At 71.0% G+C, this 18,380-nt stretch carries 14 protein-coding genes; 6 read left to right on the top strand and 8 right to left on the bottom strand.

Annotated elements, in window-relative coordinates; translation table 11 throughout:
* Positions 1 to 12 precede the first annotated feature (12 nt).
* The 5 genes from BLV76_RS15020 to BLV76_RS15000 all read right to left on the bottom strand — a co-directional run bounded on the left by BLV76_RS15020 (position 13) and on the right by BLV76_RS15000 (position 3,824).
* Positions 13 to 966: an electron transfer flavoprotein subunit alpha/FixB family protein gene (locus BLV76_RS15020; protein ID WP_090969847.1), complete on the bottom strand. Its 954-nt coding sequence runs from the start codon at positions 964 to 966 to the stop codon at positions 13 to 15.
* A 21-nt stretch (positions 967 to 987) separates the two neighbouring features.
* Positions 988 to 1,770, bottom strand: a complete 783-nt coding sequence (locus tag BLV76_RS15015) for an electron transfer flavoprotein subunit beta/FixA family protein (RefSeq protein ID WP_245734694.1) — start codon at positions 1,768 to 1,770, stop codon at positions 988 to 990.
* A 157-nt stretch (positions 1,771 to 1,927) separates the two neighbouring features.
* Positions 1,928 to 2,638: an Ig-like domain-containing protein gene (locus BLV76_RS15010; protein WP_090969845.1), complete on the bottom strand. Its 711-nt coding sequence runs from the start codon at positions 2,636 to 2,638 to the stop codon at positions 1,928 to 1,930.
* A gap of 74 nt (positions 2,639 to 2,712) precedes the next feature.
* Positions 2,713 to 3,045 (bottom strand): hypothetical protein, encoded by a 333-nt coding sequence (locus tag BLV76_RS15005; protein ID WP_090969844.1) that lies wholly within the window; start codon positions 3,043 to 3,045, stop codon positions 2,713 to 2,715.
* Between the two features lie 2 nt (positions 3,046 to 3,047).
* A complete protein-coding gene (locus BLV76_RS15000) occupies positions 3,048 to 3,824 on the bottom strand; it encodes an enoyl-CoA hydratase/isomerase family protein (protein ID WP_090969843.1) in 777 nt (258 codons plus the stop codon).
* A gap of 115 nt (positions 3,825 to 3,939) precedes the next feature.
* Here BLV76_RS15000 and glgX point away from each other — a divergent pair, with 115 nt between their 5' ends.
* Positions 3,940 to 6,117: a glycogen debranching protein GlgX gene (gene glgX, locus BLV76_RS14995; protein ID WP_245734693.1), complete on the top strand. Its 2,178-nt coding sequence runs from the start codon at positions 3,940 to 3,942 to the stop codon at positions 6,115 to 6,117.
* A 7-nt stretch (positions 6,118 to 6,124) separates the two neighbouring features.
* On the opposite strand, the gene BLV76_RS14990 is transcribed toward glgX, so the two are convergent.
* Complete coding sequence (locus BLV76_RS14990) at positions 6,125 to 7,033, bottom strand: helix-turn-helix transcriptional regulator (protein WP_090972784.1); 909 nt, start codon at positions 7,031 to 7,033, stop codon at positions 6,125 to 6,127.
* Between the two features lie 99 nt (positions 7,034 to 7,132).
* Between BLV76_RS14990 and BLV76_RS14985 the strand changes: the two genes are divergently transcribed.
* Positions 7,133 to 7,501 (top strand): hypothetical protein, encoded by a 369-nt coding sequence (locus BLV76_RS14985; protein ID WP_090969842.1) that lies wholly within the window; start codon positions 7,133 to 7,135, stop codon positions 7,499 to 7,501.
* Between the two features lies 1 nt (position 7,502).
* Here BLV76_RS14985 and BLV76_RS14980 read toward each other — a convergent pair whose 3' ends face one another.
* Together BLV76_RS14980 and glgP are read right to left on the bottom strand one after the other, a co-directional pair.
* Positions 7,503 to 8,474 (bottom strand): TolB family protein, encoded by a 972-nt coding sequence (locus BLV76_RS14980; RefSeq protein WP_139306588.1) that lies wholly within the window; start codon positions 8,472 to 8,474, stop codon positions 7,503 to 7,505.
* 177 nt (positions 8,475 to 8,651) lie between these two features.
* Positions 8,652 to 11,234: an alpha-glucan family phosphorylase gene (gene glgP / locus BLV76_RS14975; RefSeq protein ID WP_090969840.1), complete on the bottom strand. Its 2,583-nt coding sequence runs from the start codon at positions 11,232 to 11,234 to the stop codon at positions 8,652 to 8,654.
* 110 nt (positions 11,235 to 11,344) lie between these two features.
* Between glgP and BLV76_RS14970 the strand changes: the two genes are divergently transcribed.
* The 4 genes from BLV76_RS14970 to glgB are packed head-to-tail and all read left to right on the top strand — an operon-like array spanning position 11,345 to position 18,363.
* The gene (locus BLV76_RS14970; RefSeq protein WP_090969839.1) at positions 11,345 to 13,339 is read left to right on the top strand and encodes an alpha-1,4-glucan--maltose-1-phosphate maltosyltransferase; all 1,995 of its coding nucleotides are present in this window, start codon (positions 11,345 to 11,347) and stop codon (positions 13,337 to 13,339) included.
* A gap of 11 nt (positions 13,340 to 13,350) precedes the next feature.
* Positions 13,351 to 15,078 (top strand): maltose alpha-D-glucosyltransferase, encoded by a 1,728-nt coding sequence (gene treS / locus BLV76_RS14965; protein ID WP_090969838.1) that lies wholly within the window; start codon positions 13,351 to 13,353, stop codon positions 15,076 to 15,078.
* The gene (locus BLV76_RS14960; protein ID WP_090969837.1) at positions 15,075 to 16,481 is read left to right on the top strand and encodes a maltokinase N-terminal cap-like domain-containing protein; all 1,407 of its coding nucleotides are present in this window, start codon (positions 15,075 to 15,077) and stop codon (positions 16,479 to 16,481) included. The genes treS and BLV76_RS14960 overlap by 4 nt, the downstream gene beginning before the upstream one ends.
* Positions 16,474 to 18,363, top strand: coding sequence for a 1,4-alpha-glucan branching protein GlgB (glgB, locus tag BLV76_RS14955; RefSeq protein WP_090969836.1), 1,890 nt, complete (start codon positions 16,474 to 16,476; stop codon positions 18,361 to 18,363). Before BLV76_RS14960 ends, glgB begins: the two co-directional genes overlap by 8 nt.
* Positions 18,364 to 18,380 lie beyond the last annotated feature (17 nt).

Below are 18,380 nucleotides of genomic sequence, written 5' to 3'. Positions count from 1 at the left end.
GGTCGTGCGGGTTCAGCCCTTGCGGGCGGTGATCTGCTCGGTCGCGGCGGGCAGCACGGCGTGGAGGTCGCCCACGACACCGAAGTCGACGAGCTCGAAGATCGGCGCCTCGGGGTCCTTGTTGACCGCGACGATGGTCTTCGAGGTCTGCATGCCGGCGCGGTGCTGGATCGCACCGGAGATGCCGTTGGCCACGTAGAGCTGCGGCGAGACCGTCTTGCCGGTCTGGCCGACCTGGAACGCGTGCGGCATCCAGCCCGAGTCGACCGCGGCGCGCGAGGCGCCCACGGCGGCACCGAGGCTGTCGGCGAAGCCCTCGACCGGCGCGAAGTCGCCGCCCGTGCCACGACCGCCGGAGACCACGATCGCGGCCTCCGTCAGGTCCGGGCGACCCGTCGACTGGCGCGGCTGGGTCGCGACGACCTGCGCACCCTTGGCGGCATCGGACACGGTGACAGCAAACGCCTCGACCGCGGCCGCGCCCTCGGACTCCTCCGGGGCGGCCGAGTTCGGCTTGACCGTGATGATCGGCGTGCCGGTCGTGACCTTGGCCTGCACCGTGAAGTTGCCGGCGAACACGCTCTGCGTGGTCACCCCGTCGTCGGAGACGTCCACGGCGTCGGTGATCAGGCCGGAGCCGATCTTGATCGCCAGGCGGGCGCCGACCTCCTTGTTCTCGAACGTGGAGGGCAGCAGGATCGCGGCCGGGCTGGTCTTCTCGGCCAGCTGCTGCAGCGCCTCGGCCTTCGGCGCGACCAGGAAGCCCTTGATCGGGGCGTCGTCGACCACGTAGACCTTCGCGGCGCCGTACTTCTTGACCTTCTCGGCCACGGCGTCGCCCTGGTCGGGCGAGCCGAAGAACACCGCGGACGGCTCGCCGAGGCGGCGCGCGATCGTCAGCAGCTCGTAGGTCGGCTTCTTGACCTCGCCGTCGGCGTGGTCGATGACAACAAGAACCTCAGACATCAGTCAGCTCCCCAATCCTGCTCAGATGAACTTCTTCGAGGCCAGGAACTCGACCAGCGCGCCGGCGCCCGAGCCGTCCTCGTCGGTGACGATCTCGCCGGCCGTGCGCGGCGGGCGGGCGGTGGTGTCCTCGACCTGCGAGAAGGCGACCGAGAGGCCGACCTCGCCTGCGTCGACACCCAGGTCGGACAGCGACCAGGTCTCGAGCGGCTTCTTCTTCGCGGCCATGATGCCCTTGAAGGACGGGTAGCGGGCCTCGCCGGACTGGTCGGTCACGGACAGCACGATCGGCAGGGTCGCACCGATGACCTCGGTCGAGCCCTCGTTGTCGCGCTTGATGCGGACCTGGTCACCCTGCGACTCCACGACGGAGGCCAGGGTGACCTGCGGCAGCCCGAGGCGCTCGGCGACCATGGCCGGGACGACCGAGCCGGAGGCGTCGGTGGAGGCCATGCCGCACACGACGAGGTCGGCGCCGGACTCGGCCTTGATCTTCTCGATCGCCTTCGCCAGGACCAGCGAGGTCGCGAGGTAGTCGGAGCCCGCGATCGCGTCGTCGAGGACGTGGACGCCGGAGTCGGCACCCATCTGCAGCGACTTGCGGACCGCGTCGACGGCCTTCTCGGGGCCGACGGTCAGCGCGGTCACGGTGATGTCCTCACCCTCGCGCTTCTCACGGAACTGGAGCGCCTGCTCCACGGCGTACTCGTCGAGCTCGGACAGCAGGCCGTCGACACCGACGCGGTCGACGGTGTTGTCGTCCTCGAACTTGCGGTCGGCCGTGGCGTCCGGCACGTACTTCACACAGACAACAATGTTCATGGTGGTGTGGCCTCGCGGCCCCTCCTGTGCACTCGGATGTGCCGGTGACGTTACTAGCGAGTCAGCCCCGACCGGAACGGGGTCCGGGGTGGGGATCCTCACAGTGCCACTGTCACGGTCGGGTGGAAGGCGGCGCGGATCAGCGCTGGCGCACCTGGAACCACTGCACTCGCCGCTCCGGGAGGTGCTGGCTGTCACCGGCGTAGGTCACCACGCTGCGGTAGCGACCCTTCCCGAGGGTGCCGTAGCGCGCGACGACCACTCCGTCGGCGGGCAGCGCCCTGGCCCGCGTGGTCGTCCGGCCGGAGCCGGCCCGCGTGAGGGTGAGCGTGACGCGACCGGTCGGCGCGCTGCCGTACTCCCCACCGGCCTCGACGCGCACCGACGTCGGGATCCGGAGCCCGCGACCCTGCACCGTGACGAAGAGCCGGGTGCGCACCCGCTCGACCGTCCAGGGCTGGACCGGTGACGTGCTGCCCCGCTGGTCGTCCGGGTAGTTCGGCACGAACGACGCGGTGACGGCGTGGTCGCCGACCGGCGCGTCGGGGAGGGCCAGGGTGACGGTGGTCCTGGCTCCCAGGTTGGCCCGCGTCGCGACGCCGTCGACGGAGAAGTACACCGCACCCTCCGGCCGGCCCGTCGACGTCACGACCGAGGCGGTCGCCGTGATGGTCTGGCCGTAGGCCGAGCGGGTCGTGCTCAGGGCGACCGAGGTCGCGGAGGTCACGGCCTGCGCGGCCGCCCGGACCGGTGCCGGGCCGTGCGTCGAGGCCGGCGCGGGCCCGCTGCCCACGACGGTGAGCGCGGACGCGAGGGACACCGTGGCGAGCGCCCGAGGGAGTGCCGACATGGGTTCAAGGCTACGTGCCCGGCCGCCCGCGGGCAGACGAACGCCCCATCGGGCCCACGACAGGCGGGCGAGCCTCAGGGCTTGACGATGCGGTCCAGGAGGCGTCCGACCACGAGCCAGGCGATCGCGCCGATGCCCCAGTTGAACAACGCGTTCTTGACCCCGGCCCCGTCACCGCGGAACTGCTTGATGCCGTCGACGCGCGAGAAGACCCCGAGGTCGACGAAGTCCGCCGCGTCGAGGATCCAGCCCACGAGTGCGTTGGAGCGGTTGGCGTCGAGCGCGATCAGCAGGGCGCCCAGCGCCAGCACCAGCGCGGCCAGTGCGCACACCAGCCACAGGAGCTGGGCGAGCGTCGCCCGGATCTTGGTTGCCACAGTCGAGGTCTCCTTCTTGGCATCAGCCATGGTCAGCGGCCCACGAACGTGGCCTTGCCCGGCCCGCTCTCAACGAAGGAGGCCATGCCGAGGACACGGTCCTCGGTCGCGAAGACGCCGGCGAACTGCTGGCGCTCGATCTCCAGTCCCGTGTCGAGGTCGACCTCGCTGCCCCGGTCGATGCACTCCTTGGCGGCGCGGATCGCGAGCGCGGCCGCGTTGCTGAACTGCCCGGCGTAGGCCACTGCCTCCGCGAGCACTTGGTCGGCCGGCACGACGCGGTCGGCGAGCCCGATGCGCAGCGCCTCGTCGGCCTTGACGAAGCGGCCGGTGAAGATGATGTCCTTCGCCTTCGCGGTCCCGACGAGCCGCGTCAGGCGCTGCGTGCCGCCGGCGCCGGGGATGATCCCGAGCAGCACCTCGGGCTGGCCGAGCACCGCGTCCTCGGCCACGAAGCGCAGGTCGGCGGCCAGCGCGAGCTCGCAGCCCCCGCCGAGGGCGTACCCGTTGACGGCGGCGACCACGGGCTTGGGGATCCGGGCGATGGCGGTGGTGGCCGAGCTGACGGACGCCGAGGCCTTCACCATGTCGGAGTAGGTCCAGTCGACCATCTCCTTCACGTCGTTGCCCGCGGCGAAGACCCGCTCCCCGCCCCAGACCACGACGGCGCGCACGTCGTCGCGCTCGGTCAGCTCGGCCGCTGCCTCGCGGAGGTCGGCCTGCACCTGGAGGCTGATCGCGTTCATCCTGGGGCGGTCGAGACGCAGGACGGCGACCCCGTCGGTCACGTCGATCGAGACGAACTCCATGGTGGCTCCTCTTCCTCGGATCTTCCCTGGGTGGCGTGGCACGCCCGGTGTGGCCACCGTCATGCGGCGCGTGCCGCATTGTGCCGTGCCCGGAATCGTCCACCACAATGACCCGGTGACTCCCCCTCCCGAGACCACCGTCGTCTGGAACCACGACGGCGAGACCATGACGGTCTGGCCGGGGCGCAACTACCCCCTGGGCGCCACCTGGGCGCGGGAGGCGACCAACTTCGCGGTCTACGCGCCGGCTGCCGAGTCGGTGTGGGTGTGCGTGTTCGACGACGACGGCAACGAGACGAGGCACCTCCTCACCGAGTACTCGCTGGGGGTGTGGCACGGAGCCCTGCCGGGCGTCGCCCCGGGCACCCGCTACGGCTACCGCGCCGCCGGTCCGTGGGACCCCGCGGCCGGCCTGCGGTTCAACTCCGCCAAGCTGCTGCTCGACCCCTACGGCAAGGCCGTCTCGGGCGAGCTCGTCGTCGACGACGCGATCTTCGGCTACGTCATGGGCAAGCCCGAGAAGATGAGCGACCTCGACTCCGCGCCCTTCATGCCGCGGAGCGTCGTGGTCTACGACGACTTCCAGTGGGGTGGCGACACGTCGCCACGGCGACGGTGGCGCGACACCGTCATCTACGAGGCCCACGTCAAGGGGATGACCCAGCTCCACGACCGGGTGCCCGAGGAGCTCCGCGGGACCTACGCCGGGCTCGCGACGCCCGCCGTGACCGACTACCTCAAGGACCTCGGCGTCACGGCGATCGAGCTGCTGCCGGTCCACCAGTTCTTCTCCGAGCCGGCGCTCGCCGAGCGGGGGCTGGTGAACTACTGGGGCTACAACTCCCTGTGCTTCTTCGCCCCGCACAACGCGTACTCGCAGGCGGGCGACCGCGGGCAGCAGGTCACCGAGTTCAAGCAGATGGTCAAGGCCTTCCACGAGGCCGGCCTCGAGGTCATCCTCGACGTGGTCTACAACCACACCGCCGAGGCGGGGCCGCGGGGGCCGACGCTGAGCTTCCGGGGCCTCGACGACCGCGGCTACTACCAGCGGGTCGTGCCACCCCCGCCGGTGGAGGGCGAGGACCCGATGCCCGTCACCTACTGGGACGTGACCGGGTGCGGCAACACGGTCGACTCCACCCACACCCAGAGCCTCCGGCTGATCCTCGACTCGCTGCGCTACTGGGTCAACGAGATGCACGTCGACGGCTTCCGCTTCGACCTGATGAGCGCGATCACCCGCACCGACCAGGTCGTCGACATGGGCAGCCACCTGCTCACCGCGATCGGCCAGGATCCCGTCCTGCGGCACGTGAAGCTCATCGCCGAGCCCTGGGACGCCTCGATGGACGGCTACCGCGTCGGGGAGTTCCCGCCGCCGTGGGTCGAGTGGAACGACCAGTTCCGCGACACGATGCGCGACTTCTGGCGCGGCCAGTCCGGCGGGGTGCGCACGGTCGCGACCCGGCTGGCGGGTTCGAGCGACCTGTACGCCGACGACGGCCGCTCGCCCTACGCCTCGGTCAACTTCATCACCGCGCACGACGGCTTCACGCTGCGCGACCTCGTGTCGTACAACTCCAAGCACAACGAGGCCAACGGCGAGGACAACCGCGACGGCACCGACAACAACCGGTCGTGGAACTACGGCGTGGAGGGCGAGACCGACGACGAGGCCATCACGGCCGTACGCCGTCGCCAGGCCGCGAACCTGATGGCCACGCTCTGCTTCTCCAGCGGCGTGCCGATGCTCACCGCCGGCGACGAGCGCGGGCGCACCCAGGGTGGCAACAACAACGCGTACGGCCAGGACAACGAGACGTCGTGGATCGACTGGCGTCCGGACGACGCGTGGCTGGACATCTACGAGATCACCAAGACCGCGCTGCGCCTGCGCCGCGAGCACCCGGTGCTGCGCCAGCGGCACTGGTTCGAGGGTCGCCCGACCATCAAGGGCGGCATCAAGGACATGCTCTGGGTGCACCCCGCCGGCCGGGAGATGACGACCGACGACTGGAACGACGACTCGGTCCGCACCGTCGGGATGTTCCTCAACGGGGCTCCCCTGCGCTCGCCCGACCGGCGTGGCGCCCAGGTCCGCGACAAGTCCTTCATGATCTGGCTCAACTCCGGCAGCGACGACGTCGAGCTGGTGCTGCCCGAGAACCACTGGGTGCACCACGGCGAGGTCGTGCTGTCGACCAACTCCGAGCTGGAGGTCGGGACCGCCGTGCGCGCGGGTGAGTCGCTCTCCCTGCAGGCCCACTCGGTGCTGGTGCTGCGCGAGACCTGAGTCGCGGTCAGGCGGGCTCGGCGACCCACTCCATGGGGTCGCCGGCGTCGAGGTCGGTGATCCCGAGGGTCTCGAAGGAGCCCAGCACGACGAGCCGGCGGACGGCCGCGAAGGTCAGGACGTGGGCGACCATCCCGCCGTAGGTGAAGACCTTGGGCGGGTCGCAGGTGACGTCGAGGAAGGTGTCGTCGAGGCGGCCCTCGTCGATCGTCGTCCGCACCTGGGCGAGGAAGGCCGAGCCCTCGTCGGCGAGCTCGCGGCGCAGGGTGCTCAGCGACTTGCCGCGCTCCTGGTCCCAGTCGTAGCGGCGCTGCGCGACGGCAGCGTTCCACTGGGCGAGCTGACCGACGAGCCGGCCGAGGACGGAGCGGATCGACATGTCGTCGTCGATGGTGCCGATGGGCACCTCGATCGGGGCGTCGAGCTGGGCGTCGGTGAGCGAGGCTGCCCGGTCGATCATCTCGCCGGTCAGCCAGAGGTGGTGCTCGATCATGCGCGTCATCAGGTCCATCGGTGTCACCTTTCGTGCGGTGGGCAGCCGGAGGCTGCCCGGCGGGTGGAAGTGCACGCCGCTCGGACCCGCGATCTGGGTCCGGGTGGGGTGCCGGCGCCAGCGGCTCGGGGCCGCGCCGTACTCCCGCGTGAACGCCCTCGTGAACGCCTCGTGGGAGCCGAAGCCCGCCTCGAACGCGATGTCGACCACCTGCCCGTCGCCGGTCACGAGGCGGTACGCCGCGCGCTCGAGCAGCAGGCGGCGTCGCATCCGCTCCGGTGGCTCGCCCCCGGTCGCCGACACCACGCGGTCGAGGTGGAAGCGGGAGAGGTGGAGCCGCCGCGCCCGTTCCTCGCTGCCCAGGTCGAGCGTCTCGGCCAGGGTGTCGAGGAACGCGGCGAAGGTGTCGGCCGCTGTCGTCATGCCCACCACCCTCGTGCCGCCGGTGCCTGCGCGCTTGATCGCACTTGCGCAGTCTGCACCCGTTCGGCGTGCGTGCGCCCGGGCTGAGAGGATGGGGCCATGGCCAGCAGCGTTCCCGCCCGACGTACCGAGAAGGGTCGCGGCCACCTCCTCGACATGAACGCGCCCCGCCAGGTCATCAAGGACCCGGAGAAGGACGCGCGCGACCTCGCCCGCGTGCAGAAGTGGGTGATGTCGACCCTCGCGGTCACGACGATCCTGCACCTCGTCGTCGGGCTCGTCGTGGCGGCGGTGATGCTGGACGACTCCCCCACCTCGTCGAAGGTCGGGCTCAACGTGATCGCCGGGATCTTCGGCGCCGCCGCCGTCGCCGCCGGTCGCGCGATCCACGGGAGGTCCGTGCTGTCGCCCTGGTTGCTGCTCGGGGTGGTCCCGACGACGATCGGCCTCGTGCTGACCTTCGGCTAGGTCACTGCCAGGCGACGACCGAGGTGTCCTCGGGCACGGGCAGGACCTCGTGGCTGCGCGGTCCGTTCGTCGTGTCCCAGGCGATCCAGTGGTGAGGACCACCCGCGCGCACGTCCTGGCGCTGCGCCAGCAGCCTGCTGCCGTCGCGGTTCGCGACCACGCCCCGGTAGGCCCAGCGGCTGCCGTCGAGGTCCCACTGGAGGACCTTGCGGGCACGGCTCAGGTCGGTGCGCGCCACCCAGGTCTGGGAGACCAGACCACGCTGTCGCTGCAGCACCAGCCAGCGACCGTCCATCGACGTGCTGACGCCGTGCACGCGGCGCATCACGACCTCCGACGTCCCGTCACGGGCGAGGCGGAGCGCGTCGCCCTGGGTGTAGAAGATCCCCGCGCGCGTCCAGGCCGTCGTCTCCCCGGTCAGCCCCAGCGGCTCCTCACCCAGCACGTCGCCCACGGTCAGCACGTGCTCGAGGTCGGACCCGTCGAGCCGGACCGTCCAGAGCGACGCGACGAGGTCCTCGCCCTCGGCGACGAGCGCGGTGAAGGCCAGGCGCTGCCCGTCGGGCGACCAGCCCAGCCCCCTGACCCCCTCGAGCTCCGGGTGGTCCGCCAGGGGCGCAAGGGCCGGGCCGCCCGTCGTCGGCGCCACGACGAGCAGCGGCCGGACGTCACGGCAGCAGGTCACGAACGCGACCTGGCGCCCGTCGGGGCTGGGGACCAGCGCGCTCGTGGACCCGCGCAACCTGTCGTACACCCGGCGGACACCGCCGCCGTCCACGCGCGACGATCGGACGTGCAGGTTGCGCGTCCACCTGCCGGACTCCGTCCACAGGACCCGGTCCGCCTGCGGAGCGGTCGCTGCACGCACCGGTTCCTCCTGCCGCGTGGCGTCCGAGCGCTCCGGGAGGCTGAGGGCCACCCCGCCGTAGACCAGTACGGCAGCAGCGAGACGGAGGAGCCGGGAGGTCATCACGACGGGACCGTACGACGGCTCCCGCCTGCGCGTCCGGAGTTTCCCAGCGGCGGGCAGACCTACCCGCCTGAAGCGGCTGAGTTGCGCACGTGCGGCAGATCTGGCCCCTGCACTGCGATCGGCGGGGCCACATCCGCCGCACGTGCGGCGGCTTCGGGTCGAGACGGCCTGCCGGCGTCAGGCGGGCTCGGCCACCAGGCCGAGCTCGGCGACCGAGGCGAGCGCTGCGTTGCGGGGCACGACCCGCACCGTGTAGCCGAAGGCTCCCGAGGTCTCGAGCGAGACCGTGGCGTCGAAGCGGTGCCGGTTGCCGTCGTAGGACTCGCCCACCGTCATCGGAGTGATCGTGGTGGCGGTCAGCTCGTCGTCGGAGGCGATCCGGCCGTGCACGACCTGCACCTCGACGTCGTCGGGCGAGAGCGCCCCGAGCGCGACCCACGCGCGGACGGAGAGCGTCGCGCCGACCTCGGCCTGGTCACCGGCGCCCTCGGAGTCGAGGTGCTCGACGCGGACGCCGGGCCAGGCCGCGCGGACCTCGGACTTCCAGCCCGACAGCGAGCGGGCGCCGGTGTAGTCGGCGTTCAGCGAGCGTGCGGTGTGCGCCGCCGGGGCGTAGAGCTCGCGGACGTAGTCGCGGACCTGCCGGGTGGCGAGCACCTTCGGGCCGAGCGACTTCAGCGTGTGGCGCACCATCTCGAGCCAGCGGGGCGGGACGCCCTCGTGGTTGGTCTCGTAGAAGCGCGGCACGACGTCGCCCTCGATGAGGTCGTAGAGCGCGTTGGCCTCGAGGTCGTCACGGCGGTCGGGGTCGTCGATGCCGTCGGCCGAGGGGATCGCCCAGCCGTTGTTGCCGTCGTACCACTCGTCCCACCAGCCGTCGAGGATCGACAGGTTCAGGCCGCCGTTGAGCGCGGCCTTCATGCCGGAGGTGCCGCAGGCCTCGTAGGGGCGCAGCGGGTTGTTGAGCCACACGTCGCAGCCGGGGTAGAGCGGCTGCGCCATCGCGATGTCGTAGTTGGGCAGGAAGGCGATGCGGTGCCGGATCTCGGGGTCGTCGGCGAAGCGCACCATCTCCTGGATGAGCCGCTTGCCGGTCTCATCGGCGGGGTGGGCCTTGCCGGCGATGACGAGCTGGATCGGGCGCTCGGGGTCGAGCAGCAGCTTCTTGAGGCGGGCGGGGTCGCGCAGCATCAGCGTGAGCCGCTTGTAGGTCGGCACACGACGCGCGAAGCCGATGGTCAGCACGTCGGGGTCGAGCGCGGTGTCGATCCAGGTGGTCTCGGCCGGGGCGAACCCGCGCTTGGCGGCCGAGCGGCGCATCCGGGCGCGGGCGTCGTCGATGAAGCGCGTGCGCAGGGTGCGCTTGAGGTCCCAGATCTCGCGGTCGCCGATCTGGTCGACCAGCGGCCACAGCGCGTCGGTGTCGTCACCGTCGATGTCGGCGCCGCGGCTGGCGGCGAGCTCGATGACCTCGCGGGCGATCCAGGTCGGGCCGTGGACGCCGTTGGTGATCGAGGAGATCGGCACCTCCGCCTCGTCGAAGGCGGGCCACAGGCCGTTGAACATCCCCCGGGAGACGTGGCCGTGCAGCTGCGAGACGCCGTTGGCGCGCTGGGCCAGGCGGAAGCCCATCACCGCCATGTTGAAGACGCCGGCGTCGCCGCCCTCGTAGTCCTCGGCCCCGAGCGCGAGGATGCGCTCGACCGGGACACCGGGGGTCGGCGAGTTGCCGCCGTAGTACTGCGCGACGAGCTCGCGCGGGAAGCGGTCGATGCCCGCCGGGACCGGGGTGTGGGTCGTGAAGACCGTGCCAGCGCGCGAGACCTCGAGCGCGGTGTCGAAGTCGAGGCGCGGGCCGTGCTCGTCGACGGTGAGCTCGCGGATCCGCTCGATGCCGAGGAAGCCGGCGTGGCCCTCGTTGGCGTGGAAGACCTCGGGAGCCGGGGCGCCGGTGATGCGCGACCACACCCGGAGCGCGCGCACGCCGCCGACGCCGAGGAGCAGCTCCTGGCGCAGCCGGTGCTCGGAGTTGCCGCCGTAGAGCCGGTCGGTGACGTCGCGGTAGTGGGCGCTGTTCTCCTCGATGTCGGTGTCGAGGAGCAGCAGCGGGACGCGGCCGACCTGGGCGACCAGGATCCGCGCGACCAGGTCCGGGCCGTCGGGCAGCGCCAGCGACACCGTCGCGCGCGTGCCGTCGGCCTCGCGCAGCTGGGTCAGCGGCAGCTCGTCGGGGTCGAGGACGGGGTAGCTCTCCTGCTGCCAGCCGTCGCGGTCGAGCGCCTGCTTGAAGTAGCCGTGGCGGTAGAACAGGCCCACGCCGACCAGCGGGATGCCGAGGTCGGACGACGCCTTGAGGTGGTCGCCGGCGAGGATGCCGAGGCCGCCGGAGTACTGCGGGAGCACCGAGGTGATGCCGAACTCGGACGAGAAGTACGCGATCGCCCGGGGCGCGTCGGCGCCGGCCTTGCGGGCGTACCAGCGGTCCTCGGTGAGGTAGCGCTCGAGGTCCGCGTGGGCGGCGTCGAGCCGGTTGCGGAAGTCGCCGTCGTCGACGAGCTCGTCGAGCCGCTCGCGGCTGACGGCGCCGAGGAAGCGGACCGGGTCGCCGGCCACGTCGCGCCACAGCTGGGCGTCGATCGCGGCGAAGACGTCCTGGGTCGGCGGGTGCCACGACCAGCGCAGGTTGCCGGCCAGGACGGACAGCGCACCCAGCGGCTCGGGCAGGACGGGACGGACGGTGAATCGTCTGAACGCTCGCACGGTCCACGACGGTAGGGCATTTCTTGGATCGATCCAAGAAATCGGTCGTAGGGGTGAGACCACAGGGCGTCGCGCTTGCGTCGCTGTCCCGCGTTCGCAAGTGTGGGGACATGGTTGGACGCATACCGGTGATGGACGTCTCCCCCGTCGTGGACCTCGGTCGGCAGTCGGCGAAGGCCACGGTCGGCGAGCCCATGCCGGTCCGCGCGGCCGTGTTCCGCGAGGGCCACGACCAGCTCGCCGCCGAGGTCGTCGCGACCGACCCGGCCGGGAAGCGTCGCGCTCCGGTGCGCATGAGCGCCGAGGGCGAGGAGCCCAACCGCTACGTCGCCCACGTGACGCCGGACGTTGAGGGCGAGTGGACCTTCGAGATCCAGTCGTGGTCCGACCCGATCGCGACCTGGCAGCACGACGCGGGCATCAAGATCCCGGCCGGTGTCGACGTCGAGCTGATGTTCACCGAGGCCCGCCTGCTGCTCGAGCGGGTCGCCGCCGGCAAGGGCCCGGACAAGCTCGACAAGGCCGCCAAGGCGCTCGTGCAGGGCGGTATCGCGGCCGCGTCCGACCTCGACCGGCCCGTCGGCGCACGGCTCGCCGCGCTCCAGGACCCCGACCTGGGTGCCGTGCTCCGCAGCCACCCGCTGCGCGAGCTGGTCTCGACGAGCGGCCCGTTCCGCTTCCGCGCCGACCGGGTGCGGGCCCTCTTCGGCAGCTGGTACGAGTTCTTCCCCCGCTCCGAGGGGGCCACCCGCGACGAGAAGACCGGCAAGGTCACGACCGGCACGTTCCTCACCGCGATGGAGCGGCTCGACCGGGTCGCCGAGATGGGCTTCGACGTCCTCTACCTCCCTCCGATCCACCCGATCGGCGAGGTCAACCGCAAGGGACCCAACAACACCCTCACGCCCGGCCCCGAGGACACCGGCTCGCCGTGGGCGATCGGCAGCAAGGACGGCGGCCACGACGCCATCCACCCCGACCTCGGCACGTTCGCCGACTTCGACGCGTTCGTCGCGCGGGCGAAGGAGCTCGACCTCGAGGTCGCGCTCGACCTCGCCCTCCAGGCGGCGCCCGACCACCCCTGGGTCACCACCCACCCGCAGTTCTTCACCACGCGCGCCGACGGCACCATCGCCTACGCCGAGAACCCGCCGAAGAAGTACCAGGACATCTACCCGATCAACTTCGACAACGACCCGGCCGGCATCTGCCGCGAGGTGCTGCGGATCGTGAAGCTCTGGATGGCCCACGGCGTGCGGATCTTCCGCGTCGACAACCCGCACACCAAGCCGCTGGCCTTCTGGGAGTGGCTGCTCGCGGAAGTGCGTCGTACGGACCCCGACGTCATCTTCCTGTCCGAGGCCTTCACCAAGCCCGCGATGATGCACGGACTCGGCGCCGTCGGCTACCACCAGAGCTACACCTACTTCACCTGGCGCACCGGCAAGCGCGAGATCGAGGACTACCTCGTCGAGGTGTCCTCGGAGTCCGACCACCTGATGCGGCCGAACTTCTTCGTCAACACCCCCGACATCCTGCACGCCTTCCTGCAGTACGGCGGACCGGCGGCGTTCAAGATCCGTGCCGCACTGGCCGCCACCGGGTCCCCGAGCTGGGGTGTCTACGCCGGCTACGAGCTGTTCGAGCACGTCGCGGTGAAGCCGGGCTCGGAGGAGTACCTCGACTCCGAGAAGTACCAGATCCGGATCCGCGACTGGAAGAAGCACGACGCCGAGGGCACCACGCTGGCGCCCTACATCACCCGGCTCAACGAGATCCGTCGCGAGCACCCCGCGCTGCAGCTGCTGCGCAACGTGACGATCCACGAGAGCGAGGACGACCACGTGCTGGTGTTCTCCAAGCGCGCCCTGCTGCCCAGCGGGGAGGACGACGTCGTCGTCTCGATCATCAACCTCGACCCGCACGGCACGCGGGAGACGATGATCCACCTCGACATGCCGGCGCTCGGCCTCGACTGGCACGACTCCTTCGTCGCCCACGACGAGATCACCGGCGCCGACTGGAGCTGGAGCCAGCACAACTACGTCCGGCTCGACCCCGGCCACGAACCCGCCCACGTCATCACCGTCAGGAGCCCCCGTTGAGCGACCAGCCCATGCCGACCGACGCAGGAGCGGCGACCGCCGTGCTGAACGCGGAGCCGGACTGGTTCAGGACTGCGGTCTTCTACGAGGTCCTGGTCCGCTCGTTCCGCGACTCCAACGGCGACGGCACCGGTGACTTCAAGGGCCTGATCGAGAAGCTCGACTACCTCGAGTGGCTCGGCGTCGACTGCCTGTGGGTCCCGCCGTTCTTCACCTCGCCCCTGCGCGACGGCGGCTACGACGTCGCCGACTACAACAACATCCTTCCCGAGTGCGGGACCGTCGACGACTTCCACGAGTTCCTCGACGCCTGCCACCAGCGCGGCATCCGCGTGATCATCGACTTCGTCATGAACCACACCAGTGACGCGCACCCGTGGTTCCAGGCCAGCCGCAGCGACCCCGACGGCCCCTACGGCGACTTCTACGTCTGGTCCGACACCGACGAGCTCTACCAGGACGCCCGCGTCATCTTCGTCGACACCGAGCCGTCCAACTGGACGTGGGACCCGGTCCGCCAGCAGTACTTCTGGCACCGGTTCTTCCACCACCAGCCCGACCTCAACTTCGACAACCCCAAGGTCCACGACGCGATGCTGGAGGCGATGGCCTTCTGGCTCGACATGGGCCTCGACGGCTTCCGCCTCGACGCGGTGCCGTACCTCTACGAGCGCCCCGGCACCAACGGTGAGAACCTCCAGGAGACGCACGACTTCCTGAAGAAGTGCCGCCGGTTCGTCGACGAGAACTACCCCGGCCGCGTGCTGCTCTGCGAGGCCAACCAGTGGCCCGCCGACGTCGTCGAGTACTTCGGGCCCGAGCAGACCGAGGACGGCCGCTGGATCGGGACCGAGTGCCACATGGCGTTCCACTTCCCGGTGATGCCGCGCATCTTCATGGCCGTGCGCCGCGAGTCGCGCTTCCCGATCTCGGAGATCCTCGAGCAGACGCCGCGGATCCCCGACGGCTGCCAGTGGGGCATCTTCCTGCGCAACCACGACGAGCTGACCCTCGAGATGGTCACCGACGAGGACCGCGACTACATGTGGTCGGAGTACGCCCACGACCCGCGAATGAAGGCCAACATCGGCATCCGCCGGCGACTGGCGCCCCTCCTCGACGGCGACGTCAACCGGATGGAGCTCTTCACCGCGCTCCTGCTCTCGCTGCCCGGCTCCCCCGTCCTCTACTACGGCGACGAGATCGGGATGGGCGACAACATCTGGCTCGGCGACCGCGACGGGGTGCGTACGCCGATGCAGTGGACGCCCGACCGCAACGCGGGCTTCTCCAGCGCCACCCCCGGCAAGCTCCACCTGCCGGCGATCCAGGACCCCGTCTACGGCTACCAGTCGATCAACGTCGAGGCGCAGCTGGAGAACACCTCCTCGTTGCTGCACTGGACCCGGCGACTGGTCCACACGCGACGGCGGCACCCCGCGTTCGGCCTCGGCGAGTTCCACGACCTCGGTGGCTCGAACGGGAGCGTGCTCTCCTACGTGCGCGAGCACGAGGGGCCGGACGGCCGCGACGTCATCCTGTGCGTCAACAACCTCTCCCGCTTCCCGCAGCCCGTCGAGCTCGACCTGCGCCAGTGGGAGGGCATGGTCCCCGTCGAGCTGCTGGGCGGCGTCCCGTTCCCGGCGATCGGCGAGCTGTCCTACCTCCTGACGCTCGGCGGCTACGGCTTCCTGTGGCTCAGGCTGACCGACCCGACGGCCTCCGAGGTGCCGGGATGACCAGCGCGCTCGAGGACCTGACCGCCTGGATCGGCGAGGCCCGCTGGTTCGGCGGCAAGGGTCGCCCGTGGACCCTGGCTGGAGTACGCCGCGTCGGCGAGCTGCCCGACGCCCCCGAGGGCGTGCGCGTGGCCATCGAGATCGCCGAGGTCGCCTACTCCGACTCGGACGAGTCCGAGCTCTACCAGGTGCCGCTGGCCTACTACCGCGAGCCGCAGGACCGCATCGGGCACGCGCTGGTCGGCGAGTGGGACGACGAGGAGCTCGGCCACGCGTGGGTCTACGACGCGGTCCACGACCGGCAGGCGATGGGCCTGTGGCTCACGGCCTTCTCGCACGGTGAGTCCGCCTCCCGCGGGGAGCTGATGTTCCACGTGCTCCCGGGCCACGAGCTCGACCTCGAGTCGCACTCGACGCTCTTCTCGGGCGAGCAGTCGAACTCCTCGGTCGCCTTCGGCGACGACGCGCTGATGAAGGTCTTCCGCAAGGTGACCCCCGGCGTGAACCCCGACATCGCGATCCACCAGGTCCTCACCGAGGCCGGCTCGACGCACGTGGCCGCCCTCTACGGATGGCTCGACCTCGTCGACGACGAGTCCGACGGGACCGACGCGACGATCCAGCTCGCGATGCTCCAGCAGTTCCTCCGCACCGCGAGCGACGGCTGGGACCTCGCCCTGGCGAGCGTGCGCAACCTCTACGCCGAGGCCGACCTGCACGCCGACGAGGTCGGCGGCGACTTCGCCAGCGAGGCCGCCCGCCTCGGCACGGCGCTCGCGGAGGTGCATGCCGACCTGGCCGCGCACTTCCCCGTCGAGCAGCGCGACGCCGCCGCGGTCGCTGACCTCGCCGACGCGATGACGGGTCGGCTCGACGCCGCCCTCGACGTCGTACCCGACCTGGCGCCCTACGCCACCGGCCTCCGCGAGACCTACGACGCCCTCCGCGCGCTCGGGTCCGTGGAGGTCCAGCAGGTCCACGGCGACCTGCACCTCGGGCAGACCCTGCGCACCAGCCTCGGCTGGAAGATCGTCGACTTCGAGGGCGAGCCGGCCAAGCCCCTGGCCGAGCGCCTCAAGCCCGACTCGGTCTGGCGCGACGTCGCCGGGATGATCCGCTCGTTCGACTACGCGCCGCGCGTGGTCTCGCTGACGGGCCTCGGGCCCGACTCCCCGGAGGCGGGTCAGATCGACTACCGGGCCTCGGAGTGGTCCTCGCGCAACCGCAGCGCCTTCCTGCTGGCCTACACCGAGCAGCGGGGCGAGGGTCTCGGCGAGCAGGCCGGAACGCTCCTGGCCGCCTACCTGGCGGACAAGACGGTCTACGAGGCCGTCTACGAAGCACGCAACCGCCCGGGGTGGCTCTCCATCCCGCTGGCGGCCCTGGGAGGGACGCATGACTGAGACAGCCAGCACGAACCACGCACCCGGCGAGCTCGACCTGCACCTGATCGGCGAGGGCCGCCACGAGCTGCTCTGGACGGTCCTCGGCGCGCAGGTGACGGCGGACGGCACGTCGTTCCGCGTCTGGGCACCCAACGCCCTGGAGGTCCAGGTCGCCGGCGGGTGGGCCGGCTGGGACGGCTCCGCCCACCCGATGTCCCGGCTCGACGGGTCCGGCGTGTGGCACGCCTTCGTCGCCGGCGTCGGGGTCGGGGAGCAGTACAAGTACCGCATCCGCGGCGCCGACGGGCAGTGGGTCGACCGCGCCGACCCGCTCGCCCAGTACGCCGAGAAGGCGCCGAGCTCGGCGTCCGTGGTCTGGCGGTCCGACCACGAGTGGGGCGACGACGCGTGGATCGAGGCCCGCCGCACCAAGCGCCCGGTCGACGAGGCGATGTCCACCTACGAGGTGCACCTGGCGTCGTGGCGCAAGCACTACTCCGGCGAGCTCTACTCGTGGGACGAGATCGCCGACGCGCTCGTGCCCTACGTCTCCGACCTCGGCTTCACCCACGTCGAGTTCATGCCGGTGATGCAGCACCCGTTCGGCGGCTCGTGGGGCTACCACGTCACGTCCTACTTCGCGGCCGACGCGCGCTTCGGCGACCCCGACGGCCTCAAGCGGCTCATCGACCGGCTGCACCAGGCGGGCGTCGGCGTCATCCTCGACTGGGTGCCCGGCCACTTCGCCACCGACGAGTGGGCGCTGGCCCGCTTCGACGGCACCCCCCTCTACGAGGACCCCAACCCCCAGCGCGGCTGGCACAAGGAGTGGGGCTCGCACATCTTCAACTTCGGACGCAACGAGGTCCGCAACTTCCTCTACGCCAACGCGGTCTTCTGGCTCGAGGAGTTCCACGCCGACGGCCTCCGCGTCGACGGCGTCGCCTCGATGCTCTACCTCGACTACGCCCGCGAGGCCGGCGAGTGGTCGCCCAACAAGCACGGCGGCCGCGAGAACCTCGAGGCCGTGCAGTTCCTCCAGGAGATGAACGCCACCGTCTACAAGCGCGTCCCGGGCATCGTCACGATCGCCGAGGAGTCGACCGCCTGGCCGGGCGTCACCGGCCCGACCAGCAACGGCGGGCTCGGCTTCGGCTTCAAGTGGAACATGGGCTGGATGCACGACTCGCTCGACTACGTCGCCCGCGACCCGCTCTACCGCAGCCACCACCACGGCGAGATGACCTTCTCGCTCGTCTACGCGTTCGCGGAGAACTACGTCCTCCCGATCAGCCACGACGAGGTCGTGCACGGCAAGGGCTCGCTGCTGCGCAAGATGCCCGGTGACCGCTGGCAGCAGCTGGCCAACCTGCGCGCCTACCTCGCCTACATGTGGGCCCACCCCGGCAAGCAGCTGCTCTTCATGGGTTGCGAGATCGGCCAGGAGTCCGAGTGGGCCGAGAGCCGCGAGCTCGACTGGTGGCTCCTCGAGCACCCCGAGCACGCGGGCGTGCACGCCATGGTGCGCGACATGAACGCTACCTACGCCGCCACGGGCGCGCTCTGGGGCAAGGACAACGACCCGTCCGGGTTCGCGTGGGTCGACGCCAACGACGCCGGCCGCAACACCTTCTCCTTCGTCCGCCGTGCCCCGGGGCACCCCGACCTCGTCTGCGTCGCCAACTTCGCCGGCACCCCCCACGACGGCTACCGCCTCGGCCTGCCGTCGGAGGGCACCTGGACCGAGGTGCTCAACACCGACGCCGAGGCCTACCACGGCTCCGGCGTGGGCAACCTCGGCTCGATCACCAGCGTCGCCGGCGACCACCACGGCCAGCCGGCGTACGCCGACATCGTGGTCCCGCCCCTCGCGACGGTGTGGTTCCGCAAGGACGGGTGATCCACCCTCATCCCCTT

Origin of the sequence: Nocardioides exalbidus, assembly GCF_900105585.1 — a bacterium.
Taxonomy (GTDB): Bacteria; Actinomycetota; Actinomycetes; order Propionibacteriales; family Nocardioidaceae; genus Nocardioides; species Nocardioides exalbidus.
This window is presented reverse-complemented; position numbering and strand designations above follow the sequence as displayed.